This is a genomic window from Anoxybacteroides rupiense (assembly GCF_014196195.1).
GTDB lineage: Bacteria > Bacillota > Bacilli > Bacillales > Anoxybacillaceae > Anoxybacteroides > Anoxybacteroides rupiense.
The window spans coordinates 23,852-41,087 of record NZ_JACIDF010000008.1 but is presented as its reverse complement, the minus strand read 5'-3'; the positions used below and the strand labels follow the sequence as shown (position 1 = coordinate 41,087).

Genomic DNA, 17,236 nt, shown 5'->3' with positions numbered 1-17,236 from the left:
ATTCAGAAAGAGGTGGGACAATGCATCATAGAACATGATGGAAGTCACCTTTCATCAATCGTAGTTTCATCATTTCGTTACACCATTTTTTCACACCGTTCTTATGGCTGCTAGTATTTGGCTTTCATTTGTTTGTTACAAAGAAAAAGCTCGGTCGTAACAGCCGAACTTTTTCTTTAGATTCGTTTCAAACGAACAGAAGCCGGTTGTTATACAATAATCCGTTCCGGATGGGTGTATATATTGAGGGTTGTTCCGCGAATAAAGCCGACAACGGTCATGTGCAAGTCATCGGCAAGCTGTAACGCTAAATCGGTCGGGGCCGATTTTGAAAGTACGATTCCTGCCCCCATTTTCGATGCCTTCAGCAATATTTCCGAAGATACGCGGCCGCTGAAAGCGACGAGCTTGTCACGCATCGGAATCGCATGGCGCAAACAATAGCCATAAATTTTATCAAGAGCATTGTGACGACCGATATCAGAGCGGGCGATGATCATCCCTTCTTCATTGCATAAGGCTGCATTATGCACTCCTCCTGTATGGCGAAAAACCGTGCTTTCATTTTGCAATGTATTCATAAGAGCGAAGCATTGCTCAACGCGGATGCGTGTGGAGGTTGTAATCGTTTTTGCTGTTTTTACATCATTTAATAAATAAAACTGTCGGCTTTTTCCACAGCATGAGCCGATGAACCGTTTGGAAAAAGAAGAAGCTGGGGCTAGAGGTACGGACAGATCAACATAGGCAAACCCTCGCTCTTCGTCAATGGATAGTTGGTGAATATCATCGTGGAAACGAATCACTCCTTCAGAAGCAAGGAAGCCGAGAACAAGCTCATCAAGGTGCTCTGGCGAACAAACGAGCGTGGCAAACTCCTCTCCATTCACGATAATGGTCAATGGCTGTTCAAGAACAATGGCGTCCTCTTGCTCGTGAAGTTCTCCCTCCATATATTTATAGATTTGCTTGGCAGTCGTTATATTCGATTTCACCCTTTTCACCTTCTTTTCATATATAACCCCGAAGCTATTAGGCGTATATAAAGCCGGGTGAATCTTTCACCCTTTTCCTTTTAGAGATGTCCTCTTGTGTGGTGATAGAACTCCAATGGAATGTGCCCATCTTTCTTCCTTCCGTGGGCAGGCATGAGAAACAAGTCAAGAACTTGCCTGCGACTGTCGAAACCATCGAATTCTCCTTTGATTTACTCTATTCAATGAAGTGATGTTTTTCTTGTTTGACTGGTCGGATCAGGATCGCTGATTTATACCATTCATCCTCTCCTTTTTATTGATCATGCTCAAAGGATCAGCTGCATATTGATTGAGGAAATAAGAAGGGATGATATAATATAATAATACCATAAAAATGTAGGAATGTTTCGAAAATAGGATGACCAATAAAAAGGAGGAGCGAAGATGGGCAAAACGAAACACACCGGCCCAATCAAACTGAATCAGCGTCCCCAACCCTCGCTTTGGGCGAGCCTTTTGCCGATGGGAGTTGGAAAGATAAAGCCTCATCATCTCCGTGATACTTTAAAAGTGATGCTGGAAAACAAAGACCAGCTTGCTTATGCCTACCGCATTTTAACGCAGGGAGTATGCGATGGTTGTGCGCTCGGTGTATCCGGACTTCATGATCAAACATTGACAGGTCCGCATCTTTGTACGACTCGTTTAAACGTACTTCGTCTAAATACGATGCCAGCAATGGACCCAAAATGGCTGGAAGATGTGGAGGAGCTGCGCAAAATGGACAGTACAGAGCTGCGCAAGCTTGGCCGCATTCCCTATCCACTGTCACGAAAACCAGGAGAAAAAAAGTTTACAAGAATTAGTTGGAATGAAGCGCTTGAACGGATTGCCCGAAAAATCCGCTCACTTGATCCGAAACAGATCGCTTTTTATTTGACAGCGCGCGGCATTACGAATGAAGTGTATTACACTGCCGCCAAGGTAGCGCGCTTTTTAGGAACAAACAACATCGATAATGCTTCACGCATTTGTCATTCACCAAGCAAAACAGCGTTAAAGCGTTCACTTGGAATCGGTGCATCAAGCTGCAGCTATAAAGATTGGATCGGCACAGATGTTCTTGTCTTTTGGGGATCTGTGGCTGCCAACAACCAGCCGGTATCGACGAAATATATGTACGCTGCGAAAAAAGCAGGCACGAAAATCATCGTTGTGAATCCGTACCGTGAGCCGGCTATGGAAAACTACTGGATTCCGTCCATTTGGGAAAGCGCTTTATTCGGAACAAAAATCGCAGATGATTTTTATCAAGTCCATATTGGCGGAGATATCGCCTTTATAAATGGAGTTATCAAGCATTGGTTTGAGATGGAGGATGCAATTAATTGGGAGTTTGTCTCCAAACACACGAACGGTGTTGACGAGCTGCGTTCGCATGTCGCGAAATATGATTGGCAGACGCTTGAGCAGTCATCGGGGCTTTCAAAGGAACGAATGTATGAGTTTGCTAGATTACTGGCTAATGCCAAGTCAGCTGTATTTGTTTGGAGCATGGGATTGACTCAGCACCGGTTCGGTACGGATAATGTGTCACAAGTCGTTAACCTTGCCTTGCTTCGCGGGTTTATCGGACGCGAGCATTGCGGCGTCATGCCGATTCGCGGCCATAGCGGCGTGCAAGGTTCGGGGGAAATGGGGGCTGACCCATTTGTTCTTCCGGGCGGCGAATTTGATGAGGAAAATATTACCCGTCTTGAACAAATATGGGGCTTTCCGATTCCTCGCTGGCAAGGGGACACAATCGGACAAACGATTGAAAACATCTTGCTTCCAGATGGTCATGAACGAAAAATGAAGCTGATGTATACGAGCGGCGGCAATTTTCTTGAGACGATGCCGAATCCTGATTTCGTTCGCCAGGCGCTTGAACAGTTGGAGCTGCGCGTGCATCAAGATATTATTTTCAATACTTCAACGCTCTTAGATGCGAAGGAAGAGGTGATTATTTTACCAGCGATGACGCGATACGAGCAGCCGGGTGGCGGTACCTCGACCAGCACAGAGCGGATGGTCTATTTCAGCCCGGAAATTGACGGCCCACGCATTGAGGAAGCGCGCGCGGAATGGGAAATTTATGTTGATCTCGCCTCTAGAGTCAAGCCGGAACAAAAGCATCTCATCGAGTTTCAAAACGCCCAGCAAATCCGCGACGAAATCGCGGTGGCCAACCGAAACTACGACGGCATTCAACATTTACGGAAAAAAGGCGATGTGTTTCAATGGGGCGGCGCGTGGCTTTGTGAAGGCGGCATATGCCCGACACCGGACGGCCGCGGAAACCTTATTCCGATCGAATTGCCGGAGCTGCGCAAGACGGAAGGCAGCTTTTTTGTCACAACAAGGCGGGGCAAGCAGTTCAACTCGATGGTCTATAGCGAGAAAGATCCGTTTAATAACGCCGACCGTTATGATATTTTGCTGAACGAAGAAGACGCCAAATCGCTCCATATTCGCGACGGCGAACCGATCGTTGTGTACAACCGGCATGGCATGATGCAAGGGCGCGCCAAATACGCGGACGTCAAACGCGGCAATATCGCCGTCTATTGGCCGGAGGGAAATGTGCTCATTCCAAAAGGAGTGTATGAAACGTACGCGCACATTCCGGAATACAATACGGTGGCCATCGTTGAAAAAGCGGAGCATTATCATGCGCAAAAGGATCAAAACTATGCAGAAAAACGGATGGAAGAGCTCGAATTAAATGTAGAATAACGTTTGCGAAAGCGCCATTCCAAATAAGAGGGAATGGCGCTGTTTTTTATGGGGGCATCAAGCGCCAAAATGTTAGGGGTTCAGCAAAAGAGAGGCAGGACGCAACGATGAAAGGGGTTGTATCGACTTAGACCACACTTGATATGCATGGTGCTTCTTGAGAACAAAGGCGGCTCATAGAGTTGTGTCCATAGTATAGAGACGATCGAGCCGCACGTTTTTGCTATACATGCAATTTTTTTCTGTATAATTTCCTCTTTTTGTTAAAAGATAAAAATAACATGATCAGACAAGAGGAGGAGAAGAAATGACGATAACAGAAAAGCGACTTTTGCTCTTCTCATTCCTTGTGATCGCTTTGTTTGTATCGCCTTATTTTATTTTAGGCGAGAATGCGCATATGCGAGTACATGATAATTTAGATTCCAACATCGCTTGGTACAAGGTGCTCGCCAACAGCGGTCAGCTGTTTGGGCCGGTGGGGGCGGTCATTCCGCAAATCATTAACGGTCTGCCGCGAAATGCCTTTGGAACAGAATTTAGTGGAATCGTATGGCTCCATGCGTTATTTCCATCGATTTATGCTTATGGACTCAGCCAGCTGATTACAAGGGTATTTGCTTTTATCGGAATGTACTTATTGCTGAAAACGCATGTTATGAGGGAGAAAGAATGGGCATGGATTCGCATTGGTGTAGCACTTGCTTTTGCATTAACACCATTTTGGCCGTCCGGAATGTTAAGCACGCTTGGTATGCCGCTGGCACTTTGGGCGTTTTTAAATATTCGCGCTGGCAGGCGGTCGTGGGTGGATTATCTCGTGCTTACACTATTGCCGCTATACTCTGGTCTTGTACTTGGTTTCTTCTTTTTCCTCAGTGCTCTGGGCATTTGGTGGCTTGTGGATGCATTGAGGTATAAAAGATGGAATCTGCGCTTTTTGGCCGCCATCATCTATATGACTGTGTTATATTTAGCCGTTGATTATCGGCTTGTTCATTCACTTCTATTTTCCGAAGAGCCAACAAGCCGCGATGAATATTTTCATGCTGATCTTTCTTTTTGGCGTGCGGTTCGTTTGACATTTAAAAATTATATTCTTGGTCATACGCATGTCATGACCGTGCACGGACTCGTGATTTTACCAATCACGCTTTTCGCCTTGTATTTTGTGGGAAAAAGGAAGAAATGGCGGCAAGAAAAGCTGTTTTTATTTCTCCATGTGCTTAACTTTGCCCTTTCCCTGTGGTATGCGTTTTGGTTTTATCGAGGGTGGCTGCCACTTACAGAACGGTTTGATCTTCTTAATAAGTTTAATTTTGCCCGCTATCACTTCTTGCGACCTATGGTGATTTACGTATTGTTTGCTCTTTCATTGCGAATCATATGGCAGCATGCTAAAGCATGGAAAAATGTTGTATGGCTGGCGCTTGCGCTGCAGCTTTTTATTTTAGCTATATTTAACGAAGAAATTATGTATCAAAATAAGCCGTCGTTTCGCCAGTTCTACGCTGAAAAACAATTCGCGGAAATTAAACGTTATATCGCGCGGCCCGTTGATACATACCGCGTTGCCAGCATCGGCATTCATCCGGCCATTGCTCAATATAACGGCTTTTATACGCTGGATACGTACAACAATTTTTATCCGCTTGAATATAAACATCAATTTCGGCAAATCATTGCTCCTGAGCTAGCAAAAAACCAGACGCTGCGCAAGTATTTCGATAAGTGGGGCGGCCGTTGCTATTTATTTGTCGATGAGCTTGGCAAGCACTACATGTTTAAAAAGAATTCAAAGAAGAAAATTCAACATTTAGAGCTGAATACCGATGTATTCCGCAAGATGGGCGGCCGTTATATTTTTTCGGCGCTTCCGATCGAAAACGCAGCCCAAAATCAGCTACGGCTTGAGAAAGTGTTTCATTCCAAGGAATCCGCATGGACGATTTATTTATACAAACTAGCATCATAGGGAGGAGAGCATCATGAGCGAACCTGTATTAACGATTGTTGTACCTTGCTACAACGAAGAAGAAGTGCTTCCGGAAACGATTCGGCAGCTGCGCGAACTGCGCGAGCAGCTTGTCAGGGAGCGGCTTATTTCCGAATATAGTGCTTTACTATTTGTCGATGATGGAAGCCGAGATGCAACATGGACGATCATTTACAAAGCGAGTTTGCATTATCCGGAGGTCAAAGGGGTCAAGCTTGCCCATAATGCCGGCCATCAAAATGCGTTATTAGCTGGTTTGTTTTCCGCAAAAACTCGCTCAGATTGTATCATTTCCATTGACGCCGATCTACAGGATGATGTGTCGGTCATCCGCCAGTTTGTACAAAAATTTCATGAAGGGTATGAGATTGTATACGGGGTTCGCAACCGCCGCGATACAGATACGTTTTTCAAGCGTCATACAGCACAGGGATTTTATAGAATGATGAAGGCGATGGGCGTTCACCTTATATATAATCATGCCGATTACCGCTTGATGAGCAGGCGGGCGGTTGAAGAGCTGGAACGATTTGAAGAAGCCAATTTATTTTTGCGAGGAATTGTTCCATTGCTTGGATTTCGTTCAACTGTTGTTTATTATGATCGAAAGGAACGACTTGCCGGTGAAACAAAATATCCGCTAAAAAAAATGATTTCCTTTGCTCTTGACGGTATTACGTCATTTAGTGTGACACCTATTCGTTTTATTTCCATGATCGGGTTGGTTTCTTTTTTTGTCAGCCTGTTATTTGGTGCTTACTTCCTGTTTTTAAAATGGACCGGTCACACACAAACGGGATGGACATCGTTGATTACATCGATTTGGCTGCTTGGAGGATTGCAGCTGATTGCTTTTGGGCTAATCGGTGAATACATCGGAAAGATTTATAAAGAAACGAAACGGCGCCCTCGTTATATTGTGGATTTAGATTTATTTAATTTGCCATTGCCGCGATCTTCCTCGTTTCATGAAGAGCCAAGAAGAACGGAATCATTGCCGGGAGGGAGCACATAATTTTTTGCTTGCATTCTCGGGCGAGAAGGGGTAGACTGTGCTTGTAAACAGTGAAAAGGATACGGGAGTCTGTGGAATCAGGCTGAGAGTACGGCTATCATCCGCCGTTGACCGTTTGAACCTGTTGGGTAATGCCAGCGTAGGGAAAGTGATAGAGGCGATATAGATGCACTTTGCTTACGCGCAAAGTGCATTTTTATTTGCAAATCCAGCTGGACAAACGAATAAGGGAGAGGATGGAAAAGATGAATTTGCAACATGTGGCAGAAGTACTCGATCAAGTGCGCAAGGCTAATCCACTTGTGCATAACATCACAAATGTAGTTGTGACCAATTTTACAGCAAATGGTCTGCTTGCGCTTGGCGCTTCACCAGTGATGGCCTATGCCAAGCAAGAAGTAGCGGATATGGCGCGAATTGCCGGAGCGCTTGTTTTAAATATCGGCACGCTAAATGAACAGGAAATTGAAGCGATGCTGATTGCCGGCAAGGCAGCAAATGAACAGGGAGTTCCTGTGATTTTCGATCCGGTTGGAGCGGGAGCGACGCCATATCGCACGGAAACCGCCCGAAAAATAGTCCGTCAATTAAATATTGCCGTCATCCGCGGCAATGCAGCAGAAATCGCGAATGTTATCGGCGAGCGGTGGGAGATTAAAGGAGTGGATGCCGCCGAAGGAAGCGGCGATGTGGTGGCACTAGCGAAAAAAGCAGCACAGCAGTTAAAAATGACAGTCGCTATTACCGGAAAGGACGATGTTGTCACAGACGGAGCGACGGTTTATGTGGTTCATAACGGTCATTCGCTGTTAACAAAAGTCACTGGGACAGGCTGCCTTGTCACATCTGTAATCGGAGCGTTTGCGGCTGTTGAAAAGGACTATGCAGCAGCGGCAACAGCGGCGCTTGTCAGCTATGGCGTGGCGGCGCAACTAGCTGCTGATGAAGCGGCAGAGTATGGGCCTGGAAGCTTTCAAATCGCCTTTTTAAATCAGTTGGCCAAAGTTGGCGCGGAGGCCATTAGTCAATATGGATCCTTTACCAAAGTTGAATGAAGGGGAGAGATATGGTGAATCAAGTTTATAAAGCATTAACGATTGCTGGGTCAGACAGTGGAGGTGGAGCCGGCATTCAGGCGGATTTAAAAACATTTCAAGAGTTACGCGTCTTTGGAATGTCTGCATTAACGGCGGTAACGGCGCAAAATACGCTTGGCGTGCAGGGAGTGTATCCGCTTTCTGTAGAAGCCGTTGAGCAGCAGATTGAATCCATTGGTACGGACTTAGGAGCAGACGCCGTCAAAACGGGCATGTTGTTTAATGCAGATATCATCCAAGCCGTAGCGAAAAAGGTGAAGCAATTTGGCTGGCGTCGGCTTGTCGTTGACCCGGTTATGATCGCTAAAGGCGGGGCACCACTTTTACAGGAAGCAGCGGTGTCAGCGTTAAAAACACATTTGTTGCCGCTGGCGATGGTAGCCACTCCTAACATTCCAGAGGCAGAAGTATTGACGGGGATGAAGATCCGTACATTAGAGGAACGCCAAGAAGCGGCAAAACAGCTTCACAAAATCGGAGTCACGTACGTGGTCATTAAAGGAGGCCACGATGATGTTGAAAATGCAGCGGTTGATTTGCTATATGATGGCCGTGAATTTTCCTATTTCAAGGGCGCCCGAATTGAAACGAGACATACGCATGGAACAGGCTGCACGTTTGCCGCTGCAGTAACAGCGGAGCTTGCTAAGGGGCGCAGCGTCCATGAAGCGATCGAAACAGCGAAAGCATTTATTCAAGCCGCGATTGAAAACGAACTGGGGATCGGCAATGGGCATGGCCCAACCAACCATTGGGCGTATCGGCAAAAATGGATGTCGTAGGTGATGAAAATGGCGCAAACTTCAATGGATAGTCTGAAAGAGCAATTACGTGTTTATTTTATTATGGGAAGCAACAATTGTGAACGAAGTCCGTTAGAGGTGCTGACAGAAGCGATTGAAGGCGGAATTACGATGTTTCAATTTCGCGAAAAGGGCAAAGGGGCTCTTTCGAAAAAGGAGCAGTATGCATTAGCCAAAGAGTTGCAAGCGCTTTGCCGGAAGCACCATATTCCGTTTATTGTGAATGATGATGTGGAGCTAGCATTAGAGCTTGATGCTGATGGGGTCCATATTGGACAAGACGATGAACGGGCAGATGTCGTACGAAAAAAAATAGGAAATAAAATTCTCGGCGTTTCAGCTCATAATTTGGCAGAAGCGAAACGCGCCATTGAGCAAGGCGCTGACTATCTTGGAGTCGGTCCTATTTTTCCAACCAGCACAAAAGAAGATGCAAAAGAGGCACAAGGAACGGCCGTTCTTCGTCTTATGCGTGAGCATGGTCTGTCGATACCGATCGTGGGCATTGGCGGAATTACCGCGAACAACGCAAAGAAGGTTATTGCCGCTGGAGCAGACGGGGTGTCTGTCATTAGCGCGATCAGTTTAGCTCCTTCTCCTAAAAAAAGTGCGGAATGGCTGGCAAGAGCGGTTTCTGAAGCACTGAACGAATAAGGATGTCGATCATTGGACTACTCCATATCCCGACAGAAGACTATCGCCTCAAGGAACATGACGGGCATCGCTTCATGAGTTAGAGAGAGAAATGTCGGTTGGCATTGGCCAAAGTAGTGGAATCACAAGAATCTATGTGCTATTCTATACTTGTAAGTGGTTCTTGGAAAAACTGAAGATAGAGGATTGTGACAAGGAACACCGTCCGTTACGTAAAAGCTTCAACGTTCCCTTGTCTGTGCACGGTTCGAAGCAACGAAAACCGAGCCCAGTCGAACGTGTGAAGCGGACGAATGTACAAGCTTTCTTGTCGTTTCCCGTTGGAACAACGGGGAAGGTCTGCTAGCTGAAAAATCGAAGGATGTTTCCATGTTCGCAGGAATCTCCCACTTTGAAGCGAAAGTGGTAGTAATTCAAAGATGATATGATATAATGGAAAAGGAAAAGACGAAAATGAAGCGCATGGAGTGAATGATATGAACATAGGATTTGGCGAGATTGCCTTGATCGTATTTTTTGCCCTGTTACTTTTCGGCCCGAAAAAGCTGCCAGAGCTTGGACAAGCAGCTGGAAAAACGCTCCGCGAATTTAAAAATGCTACAAAAGGCATCATGGATGACGAAGAACAGAAAACGAAAAAGCACGACTGAAAAAACCGCTTGGCATAGCCGAGCGGTTTTTTAGTCTAATTCACATTCTTTGAGGGGAACGACCTTTGTCTTTTTCACGATTTTATAGCCAAGCCAAACCGCTAAAAACAATGGCAGTCCAATGTAGGAAACGAGAATGCCGTACCAATCGATTGACTTCCCCATAAAGGCCCCATAGTTCTGTCCCAAAATGACAATCGTGCAAAGCACTAGAGCGAACAATGGTCCAAATGGAAACCATTTGGCTTTATAAGGAAGATCATTGAGATCGCGCCCTTGCGCGGCATATGCTTTGCGGAAACGGTAGTGACTGACCGCGATGCCTAGCCACGCAATGAATCCCGACATACCCGAGGCATTTAATAACCATACATAAACGGTGCCATCGCCAAAGAACGAAGCCAAAAAAGCAAGCGTTCCTAGTGAAGCTGTGACTAGTAATGCATTAACAGGAACACCGCGGTGATTTAGCTTGGCCAGAAATTTTGGCGCTTTTCCTTCTTTTGCTAGATCCCAAAGCATTCGAGTAGACGCATACATACCGGAATTTCCGGCTGATAAAACCGCTGTTAAAATGACGGCGTTCATAACGGATGCAGCCAACGCAATGCCAGCTTTATCAAAGACGAGAGTAAATGGGCTGACCGTAACGTCGCTATTCGCTAGATTTTCATTTGTATACGGAATAAGCAGCCCGATTGCTAAAATAGCCAGTATATAAAATAGCAAAATACGCCAAAATACTTGACGAATGGCGCGAGGAATGTTTCGTTTCGGATCCTCGCTTTCACCGGCTGCAACCCCAAGCAGCTCTGTTCCTTGGAAAGAAAATCCTGCGGCCATAAAAATGCCGAGAGTCGCCATGAACCCACCATGGAACGGAGCGTCGTCGATGGTGAAGTTTCTAAATCCAACCGCTTCACCACCCATAATACCTATAATCATGAAAAAGCTGACAATAAGAAAAATAATAACCGTTACTACTTTAATAAGGGAAAACCAATATTCGGCTTCACCAAATCCTTTTACAGATAAATAGTTAAGTAAAAACATAATCACTAAGCATAATGCGCTCCATAAAAGTGAAGGGCTATTCGGAAACCAAAATTTCATGATCATAGTCACAGCCGAGAGTTCTGCGGCAATTGTAATGGCCCAGTTATACCAGTAGTTCCATCCTAAAGCAAATCCGAGAGCAGGATCGACAAATTTCGTTGCATACGTACTAAACGTTCCGGTAACGGGCATATAAGCGGCCATTTCCGCAAGGCTGGTCATCAAAAAATATACCATCACTCCAATCGCGATATACGCTATGAGCGCTCCACCCGGTCCAGCGGTATGAATCGCTCCGCCGCTTGCTAAAAACAACCCAGTACCAATCGTTCCCCCAAGAGAAATCATTGTTAGATGCCTTGTTTTTAGCTTTCGTTGCAGCTGGTTAGGCGAAGCCGGTGTGGCGGCTTCCTGTTTTTGCATGACGCTTTCCATGTTTTCATCGCTCCTTTTTTTCATGTTGTCATGGAAAGGAGCCGGGCAATAAAAAAAGCCGCCGAAGGAGATTCGGCGGCAATGCAATCATTACCCGTATCAACCCTTCCGTGAAGATAGCGCCCCACGGTTGCTTTACGCAAACCGTGACAGTGCTGCACCTATTCGGTGACAGCCCCAGTTCGCACATCCAGAGAAATGTGCCAACTTCGGCGGCTTTTCCCTTCGAGCGAAGTCTTCAATGTTCTCTGCATCTCGTTCGCTGTACTCATAAAAGCCGCAACCTCTACCTCATCGGGTGAATGAGGATGCTATTCATTTTGTTCCATGATGATTATAAAACAATTTTTGTACAAAAACAATATTTATTTATGCTTCAATCGCAAAAAAGCCAAACCCTTCTATGTTTACTATATACGTGGAATAGAGCGAGAGGCATGGAACGATAGAAATCCTGTTTCGTGAACTACTCACCACTTAGCTAAAGCTTGAAGTGGGAGCTTCTCAGTTCCACGACGAAAGCCGCCTTTCGTCTCCCTGAGCGTGACTTCGGGTCGTTCCAACCCTAGATGTCCGACAATTCGGAGTTCTTTTGTACCTTGGATATTTTACGCATGGAAGGATCCGCTTGGTTTTCGCATTTTATTTTCTCCATGCAACCTCCTATATCCAGTTATGAAAGAACGACATAGGTTTATTTTACCACAGGGTCAGACAATTGAACAGGCAAAAGCCTGTCCTTGTCCGAAGTCGATTCATCTCCCACTTTCATCAAGCTTCGCAAGATTTAGAAATGGGAGACTTCTCGACTGAAGAATGTTAAAACGACCAATGGTAAATAAGCAAAGAAAAAAGGATTCACGATATAAGTGAATCCTTTTTTCTTTATTATTCTGACATTTCTACAAGTTTTTTCGATAATAATAACAGAACAAAGCCAAGAACAATGGTAATGCCGCCAATTAAGCTGAAAATTTCTAGATAGCCTAATGACTCCGTAAAAGCTGCTAATTGACCTGCTAAAATATTCGCGATACCAGTTGCTGATAACCAAACTCCCATTAGCAGGGAAGCGAGACGAATCGGTGCGATGCGGCTTGTAAGTGATAGCCCAACCGGTGATAGGCAAAGCTCACCAAGCGTATGCAAAAAGTATGTTAAAACAATAAATAATGCATTTGCTTTTACCGTAATGTGTTGCTCGTCGCTTCCGGTTTGCAGCAGAGCAGGAACCAAAACAGCAAATCCGAGACCAAGCAAAATCATACCTAATCCCATCTTTGTCGGAGCTGATAAATCACCGCGTTTAGAGTTAGCCAATTTTACCCATAATGCAGATAAAACGGGTGTTAATAGAACGATAAATAATGGATTTAATGATTGAAACCAAGAGGTTGGCATGGTCCAGCTGCCGATGGATTTATCGACGAACTTATCGGTATACAATGTAAGCGAGCTTCCTGCTTGTTCGAAGCCAGCCCAGAAAAAGACAACAAAGCACATTAAAATTAAGATCACACGAATGCGCTGTTTTTCTTTTTTTGTTAACGGCTCTTTTGGCGCAGTTGAAGCTGTTTTCTGTTTGCCAATCGGCTTTTTGCCGATTTCTCCTAGATAACGATTTCCTAATAGATTAAAAAATACTTGACCAATTATCATACCGATGGATGCGGCAAGGAAACCATATTTAAATCCATACTGCACGACGCCATTGACAGTCGTTTTAAAATAATCTTCAGCTAAAAATCCACAGATCAGCGGAGCAAAAAAGGCGCCGATGTTAATTCCCATATAGAAAATGGTAAAGGCTGCATCGCGGCGCTTGTCATTTGGTCCGTACAATTCACCGACAAGCGTCGAAATATTAGGTTTAAAGAAACCGTTTCCGATAATTAATAGTAAAAGCCCCGTATATAACCCTATTTTTGTATTGACCGCAAACAGTATAAGATTGCCGACGGCCATAATAATTCCGCCGATGGTAATAGCTAAGCGACGACCTAAAAAGCGGTCAGAAAGGTATCCACCGATAATAGGGGTAAAATAAACAATCCCTGTAAAGAACCCATAAATACTTACGGCGATTCTTTGATCAAATCCTAAACCGCCACTAATGGTTGCTGTCGTTAAATAAAGAACTAGGATCGCCCGCATTCCATAGTAGCTAAAACGCTCCCAAATCTCGGTGAAGAATAAAAGATAAAGCCCGGGAGGATGTTTTTTGCTTTGTTCCTGTTGCATCGGTTGAACCTCAGGTAATGCTCCCATTTTTCTTCCTCCTAAATTGATGATCGTGCAAAGAACATTTTATTTTATAAAATATCTATAAGTCAATAAAATTATATAGAAATAGAAAAATATAAACTTTTAAACTTATCTTTATCGATTTAATAGTGTTATTAATCTAAATATTATATTATTTGTATAATGAATCTTTCCATCATACTCTATATACTAGCTATTTCGTTCAATGGAAACAGGGCATTCATGGTGCTTGTTCAATTCATACTCGTTTGAGGAAGAAATGTTGACCCATTCCATTGGATGGCATCGCTTAAATGAAAAGATCGAAAGGTTCGTTCCATTTTCTCTATAGTTTCTCCATATAAACGGAATAATAGTTCTATTTTTAGGCGATCCATGCGCCTTGGAAAATGTTTTGTATGGTCTTGAAAGCTTAGGATTATGGATAAAAAAGTGAACAAATAGTGGTCAAGTTTTCTGAGATGCGCTACGATAAGATACGGAAGGAGGAGAAAGATTGAAGAAATACCTCATGGCGCTTTTGACTGCTTTTGCGGTTCTCGTGTTAACGGGATGCCAATCATCTTCAGAAAAAATTCCAGCTATTGTTCAACGGGTCATTGATGGGGATACGTTAAAAGTTGCAGTCGGAAGCAAAGAAGAAACCGTCCGTTTGTTGTTAGTTGACACACCTGAATCTGTACATCCGACCAAGCCCGTGCAGCCGTTTGGCGTGGAGTCAAGTCAATATGTGAAGCAATTACTGCCATCAGGGACAAAGGTGGAGCTGGAATTGGATGTGAGAGAGCGAGACAAATACGGCCGGCTGCTAGCCTATGTATGGATCGGAAACAAAATGCTTAATGAGCTGCTGCTGGAGCAGGGCTATGCTCGGGTGGCTTACGTATTTGAGCCTAATACGAAATATGTCGATGAATTCCGGCAAATTCAGGAGAAAGCCAGGGAGAAGCAACTGGGGATTTGGTCAATAGAAAATTATGCAACAGATCAAGGATTTAACGATCAAGCTTCTTCTTCATCATCGTGCTCTAAGCCAATGATTAAAGGCAATATTTCAAAAAGCGGAGAAAAAATTTATCATGTTCCTGGAAGTCCGCAATATAAGGTAACAAAGGCAGAAAGAATGTTTTGTACTGAGAAAGAGGCACAAGATGCAGGATTTCGCAAACCGCTACGCTAAATCCCTCTCTCCATATTAAGGGGAGAGGGATTTAGTTTGAACTGGGAAGGGAAATCATAAAGGAAGTAACATGCTGATTGGAAGAGCAGGTGATTTGGCCGCCATGATCTTCAATAATTTTTTTACATACATACAGGCCGATTCCTGTGCCAAGCTTTTTCGTTGTGAAAAATGGCTCAAAGATGGCGTGAATGGCTTCCGAAGGAATCATTGGACCGTTATTAGAAATCATGATGGCAATCTTTCCGTCCATCAATGACACATCGATATTGATCCGCCGCGGCTTTTCCTTTTCTTTGACCGCCTCGATGGAATTGAGAAGAATATTCATGATGACCTGTTTGAGCTGATTCCTATAGACAAATACAGTCAATGTTGAATCGATATTGGTAGACACATCGACATCTTCATCCACAAAGCTTGGGTACAGAAAGGATAGGATCTCTTCGAAAAACTCGGAAAGAGATACAGTCTCCTTTTTCTCTTCAACCGCTTCTTTTCTTGAAGCATGAAGAAATTGAGAAATGCGAAATTTCAATTGTTGGAGCTCATGTTCAATAATATCCAAATATTTTAAGGTTGGATGTTCAAATTTTAGCAGCTGAATAAACCCGATAATAGCCGTCAATGGATTGCGAAATTCATGAACGAAACTCGAAGACATTTGGCCAAGCAATGTGAGCCGATCTTTATGAGACTGAGAAATAAACAAGTTTCTTTTTTGAATTTCCGCATCTTTTAGTTCGGTGTATTTTGTAACCGCATAAAACGAAAAACGATCAAATAAAGCGTTAATATCGTCAATTAATGGTTGAAGCTCGTCAATTGGAAGACCAGACTGCAACGCATACCGGATTAATAGACTTCGGCCGAGGTTTGTATTATAGACAAATTCACCGATATTCACATTTGCTTCTGCTCTTTCTTTTGCGATTTTTTCCGCCAGTGCTTGAATGTGTTCTGACGGAAGGGGATGGCTGAGCATTTCTTTCACAAGTTGAAAGAAAGATAGCCCGTTATGCTCTACTTGATCAATATATTTATCATTATCGGCGATACGCACATGGTTTCGCCAATGCGTTAGAAAATCAGATACATGCTCTTCTAGAAACGCAATTAGTTTTTCTTTTGAAGACTCCAAATCCACTCACCTCATTTATCCGCTCGCCATCGCATGTTATTATTATAAAAGGAAATAGCTAAAATGATAAAGAGAAATATTGCTAAATTTGCAGTTTTTACAATGCTCTATTGCTGAATGATATCATACAAAATTTTTTCGTCATTTTTCACAAGTTTCTCACAATATTTGTTTATAATATGTCAAGTGTTTCGCCTGAAAAGGAGGAGAACAATGAGACTTGCCCTTGTGCTTGCCTTTATGTTTGTCAGCTTGTTAATGGGGTGCGAACGACAGGAAGAGTTTACGCCGATTCCTAAACGGATGAAAGTGTTGATTAGTATAAATATTAAGGATGGAAGTGTCACATTTTTCGATTTAAAACGTGAAAAAAAATACGCCCAATGGGAGCTTGGTCAGCCTATTCAAGGAGGAGTGCTGCTGAATAACGGGAGCACGCTGCTGTTATACGGACATGAGCTGGACCGGGCATATGAGTATAATTTGGCAACTGGGAAAATGGAGAAGGAATGGAAAACAGGCAAGGGGATTATTAGTGCACTTGTTTCCAATGATCAACAGCATCTATTATTAGCTGACCAAAATCAAAAGGCGATCCGCATTTTTCACATGAACGGCAAAGAAAATGGATCCATCAAAATAGGAAGCCAGCCCCTTACTCTACTGCAAAACAGCACAGGGACACGTGTGTATGCGATTGATTTCCAAGATGAAAAAGCCGCTGTGATCGATATGGAGAAACATCAAGTGACCCATACGTTTTCGGTTCCGAAATTTGCGCTCGGCGGTTTGCTTCGCGAGCGGGAGCAAGAGCTTTGGGTTGGCGGCCATGGAAGCGGAAGTTCGGTAGAAACCGTGATTCATATCTATTCATTACCTAGTGGAACACTCATGAAGACGATTCCTGCTCCAGAGATGCCTGTTAGTTTTGCCGAGACAAATGAAGGAATTTTTGCATTAAGTCACGGCTCAAATACTGTGCGCAAATGGGATCATGCAGGAGAGGAAAAAGCGTCGATTACAGTAGGGGCGAATCCGTTTGTGATGATTGGCGAAAGCCATTACTTATATGTCGCAAGCTATGACAGCAATGAAGTGACGGTCATTGATGGCCGTACACTCCAAGTGGTTCAACGATTGACAACGGGAAAAGGTCCGTTTCAACTAATGATAAGAGAGGAAGGGTGAG

At 44.0% G+C, this 17,236-nt stretch carries 13 protein-coding genes and 2 riboswitches; of the genes, 9 read left to right on the top strand and 4 right to left on the bottom strand.

All coding sequences use genetic code 11. The features are described from left to right. Positions 1-209 precede the first annotated feature (209 nt). On the bottom strand, positions 210-953 hold the full coding sequence (gene fdhD, locus GGQ95_RS13215; protein WP_221212109.1) for a formate dehydrogenase accessory sulfurtransferase FdhD: 744 nt from the start codon (positions 951-953) through the stop codon (positions 210-212). Between the two features lie 468 nt (positions 954-1,421). Here fdhD and GGQ95_RS13210 point away from each other — a divergent pair, with 468 nt between their 5' ends. From GGQ95_RS13210 to GGQ95_RS13180, 7 genes are all read left to right on the top strand, one after another. Then, on the top strand, positions 1,422-3,755 hold the full coding sequence (locus GGQ95_RS13210; protein WP_183186931.1) for an FdhF/YdeP family oxidoreductase: 2,334 nt from the start codon (positions 1,422-1,424) through the stop codon (positions 3,753-3,755). 307 nt (positions 3,756-4,062) lie between these two features. Further along, positions 4,063-5,730 carry a DUF6044 family protein gene (locus GGQ95_RS13205; RefSeq protein WP_066148678.1) on the top strand — a complete coding sequence of 556 codons (1,668 nt, stop codon included), beginning with the start codon at positions 4,063-4,065 and terminating at the stop codon, positions 5,728-5,730. 13 nt (positions 5,731-5,743) lie between these two features. Then, entirely contained in the window at positions 5,744-6,766 is a 1,023-nt protein-coding gene (locus GGQ95_RS13200; protein ID WP_159719922.1) for a glycosyltransferase family 2 protein, read from the top strand. Positions 6,767-6,817: 51 nt separating this feature from the next. After that, positions 6,818-6,929: riboswitch (TPP riboswitch) on the top strand. Between the two features lie 82 nt (positions 6,930-7,011). Continuing rightward, a complete protein-coding gene (gene thiM, locus GGQ95_RS13195; protein WP_066148681.1) occupies positions 7,012-7,821 on the top strand; it encodes a hydroxyethylthiazole kinase in 810 nt (269 codons plus the stop codon). Positions 7,822-7,832: 11 nt separating this feature from the next. Beyond that, on the top strand, positions 7,833-8,645 hold the full coding sequence (gene thiD, locus GGQ95_RS13190; protein WP_066148683.1) for a bifunctional hydroxymethylpyrimidine kinase/phosphomethylpyrimidine kinase: 813 nt from the start codon (positions 7,833-7,835) through the stop codon (positions 8,643-8,645). A gap of 9 nt (positions 8,646-8,654) precedes the next feature. Beyond that, positions 8,655-9,320, top strand: coding sequence for a thiamine phosphate synthase (thiE, locus tag GGQ95_RS13185; RefSeq protein WP_066148685.1), 666 nt, complete (start codon positions 8,655-8,657; stop codon positions 9,318-9,320). 476 nt (positions 9,321-9,796) lie between these two features. Then, a complete protein-coding gene (locus GGQ95_RS13180; RefSeq protein ID WP_044746464.1) occupies positions 9,797-9,970 on the top strand; it encodes a twin-arginine translocase TatA/TatE family subunit in 174 nt (57 codons plus the stop codon). A gap of 30 nt (positions 9,971-10,000) precedes the next feature. On the opposite strand, the gene GGQ95_RS13175 is transcribed toward GGQ95_RS13180, so the two are convergent. After that, the gene (locus GGQ95_RS13175) at positions 10,001-11,461 is read right to left on the bottom strand and encodes an amino acid permease (RefSeq protein WP_159719920.1); all 1,461 of its coding nucleotides are present in this window, start codon (positions 11,459-11,461) and stop codon (positions 10,001-10,003) included. Positions 11,462-11,570: 109 nt separating this feature from the next. After that, positions 11,571-11,758: riboswitch (Lysine riboswitch) on the bottom strand. Between the two features lie 591 nt (positions 11,759-12,349). Continuing rightward, positions 12,350-13,729, bottom strand: coding sequence for a peptide MFS transporter (locus GGQ95_RS13170; protein WP_066148689.1), 1,380 nt, complete (start codon positions 13,727-13,729; stop codon positions 12,350-12,352). Positions 13,730-14,222: 493 nt separating this feature from the next. On the opposite strand from GGQ95_RS13170, the gene GGQ95_RS13165 reads away from it, so the two are divergent. After that, a complete protein-coding gene (locus GGQ95_RS13165) occupies positions 14,223-14,906 on the top strand; it encodes a thermonuclease family protein (protein WP_231734627.1) in 684 nt (227 codons plus the stop codon). A 31-nt stretch (positions 14,907-14,937) separates the two neighbouring features. Here GGQ95_RS13165 and GGQ95_RS13160 read toward each other — a convergent pair whose 3' ends face one another. Continuing rightward, the gene (locus GGQ95_RS13160; RefSeq protein WP_066148691.1) at positions 14,938-16,047 is read right to left on the bottom strand and encodes a histidine kinase N-terminal domain-containing protein; all 1,110 of its coding nucleotides are present in this window, start codon (positions 16,045-16,047) and stop codon (positions 14,938-14,940) included. A 213-nt stretch (positions 16,048-16,260) separates the two neighbouring features. Here GGQ95_RS13160 and GGQ95_RS13155 point away from each other — a divergent pair, with 213 nt between their 5' ends. Further along, positions 16,261-17,235 (top strand): YncE family protein, encoded by a 975-nt coding sequence (locus GGQ95_RS13155; protein ID WP_159719918.1) that lies wholly within the window; start codon positions 16,261-16,263, stop codon positions 17,233-17,235. The last annotated feature ends 1 nt before the right edge of the window (position 17,236 follow it).

Bases quoted from the DNA above. Each gene is read 5' to 3' on its own strand.
- GGQ95_RS13155 (WP_159719918.1), top strand. From the start codon at position 16,261: ATGAGACTTGCCCTTGTGCTTGCCTTTATGTTTGTCAGCTTGTTAATG.
- thiE (WP_066148685.1), top strand. From the start codon at position 8,655: ATGGCGCAAACTTCAATGGATAGTCTGAAAGAGCAATTACGTGTTTAT.
- GGQ95_RS13175 (WP_159719920.1), bottom strand. From the start codon at position 11,461: ATGGAAAGCGTCATGCAAAAACAGGAAGCCGCCACACCGGCTTCGCCT.
- GGQ95_RS13170 (WP_066148689.1), bottom strand. From the start codon at position 13,729: ATGGGAGCATTACCTGAGGTTCAACCGATGCAACAGGAACAAAGCAAA.
- thiM (WP_066148681.1), top strand. From the start codon at position 7,012: ATGAATTTGCAACATGTGGCAGAAGTACTCGATCAAGTGCGCAAGGCT.
- fdhD (WP_221212109.1), bottom strand. From the start codon at position 953: ATGGAGGGAGAACTTCACGAGCAAGAGGACGCCATTGTTCTTGAACAG.
- thiD (WP_066148683.1), top strand. From the start codon at position 7,833: ATGGTGAATCAAGTTTATAAAGCATTAACGATTGCTGGGTCAGACAGT.
- GGQ95_RS13180 (WP_044746464.1), top strand. From the start codon at position 9,797: ATGAACATAGGATTTGGCGAGATTGCCTTGATCGTATTTTTTGCCCTG.
- GGQ95_RS13210 (WP_183186931.1), top strand. From the start codon at position 1,422: ATGGGCAAAACGAAACACACCGGCCCAATCAAACTGAATCAGCGTCCC.
- GGQ95_RS13200 (WP_159719922.1), top strand. From the start codon at position 5,744: ATGAGCGAACCTGTATTAACGATTGTTGTACCTTGCTACAACGAAGAA.
- GGQ95_RS13205 (WP_066148678.1), top strand. From the start codon at position 4,063: ATGACGATAACAGAAAAGCGACTTTTGCTCTTCTCATTCCTTGTGATC.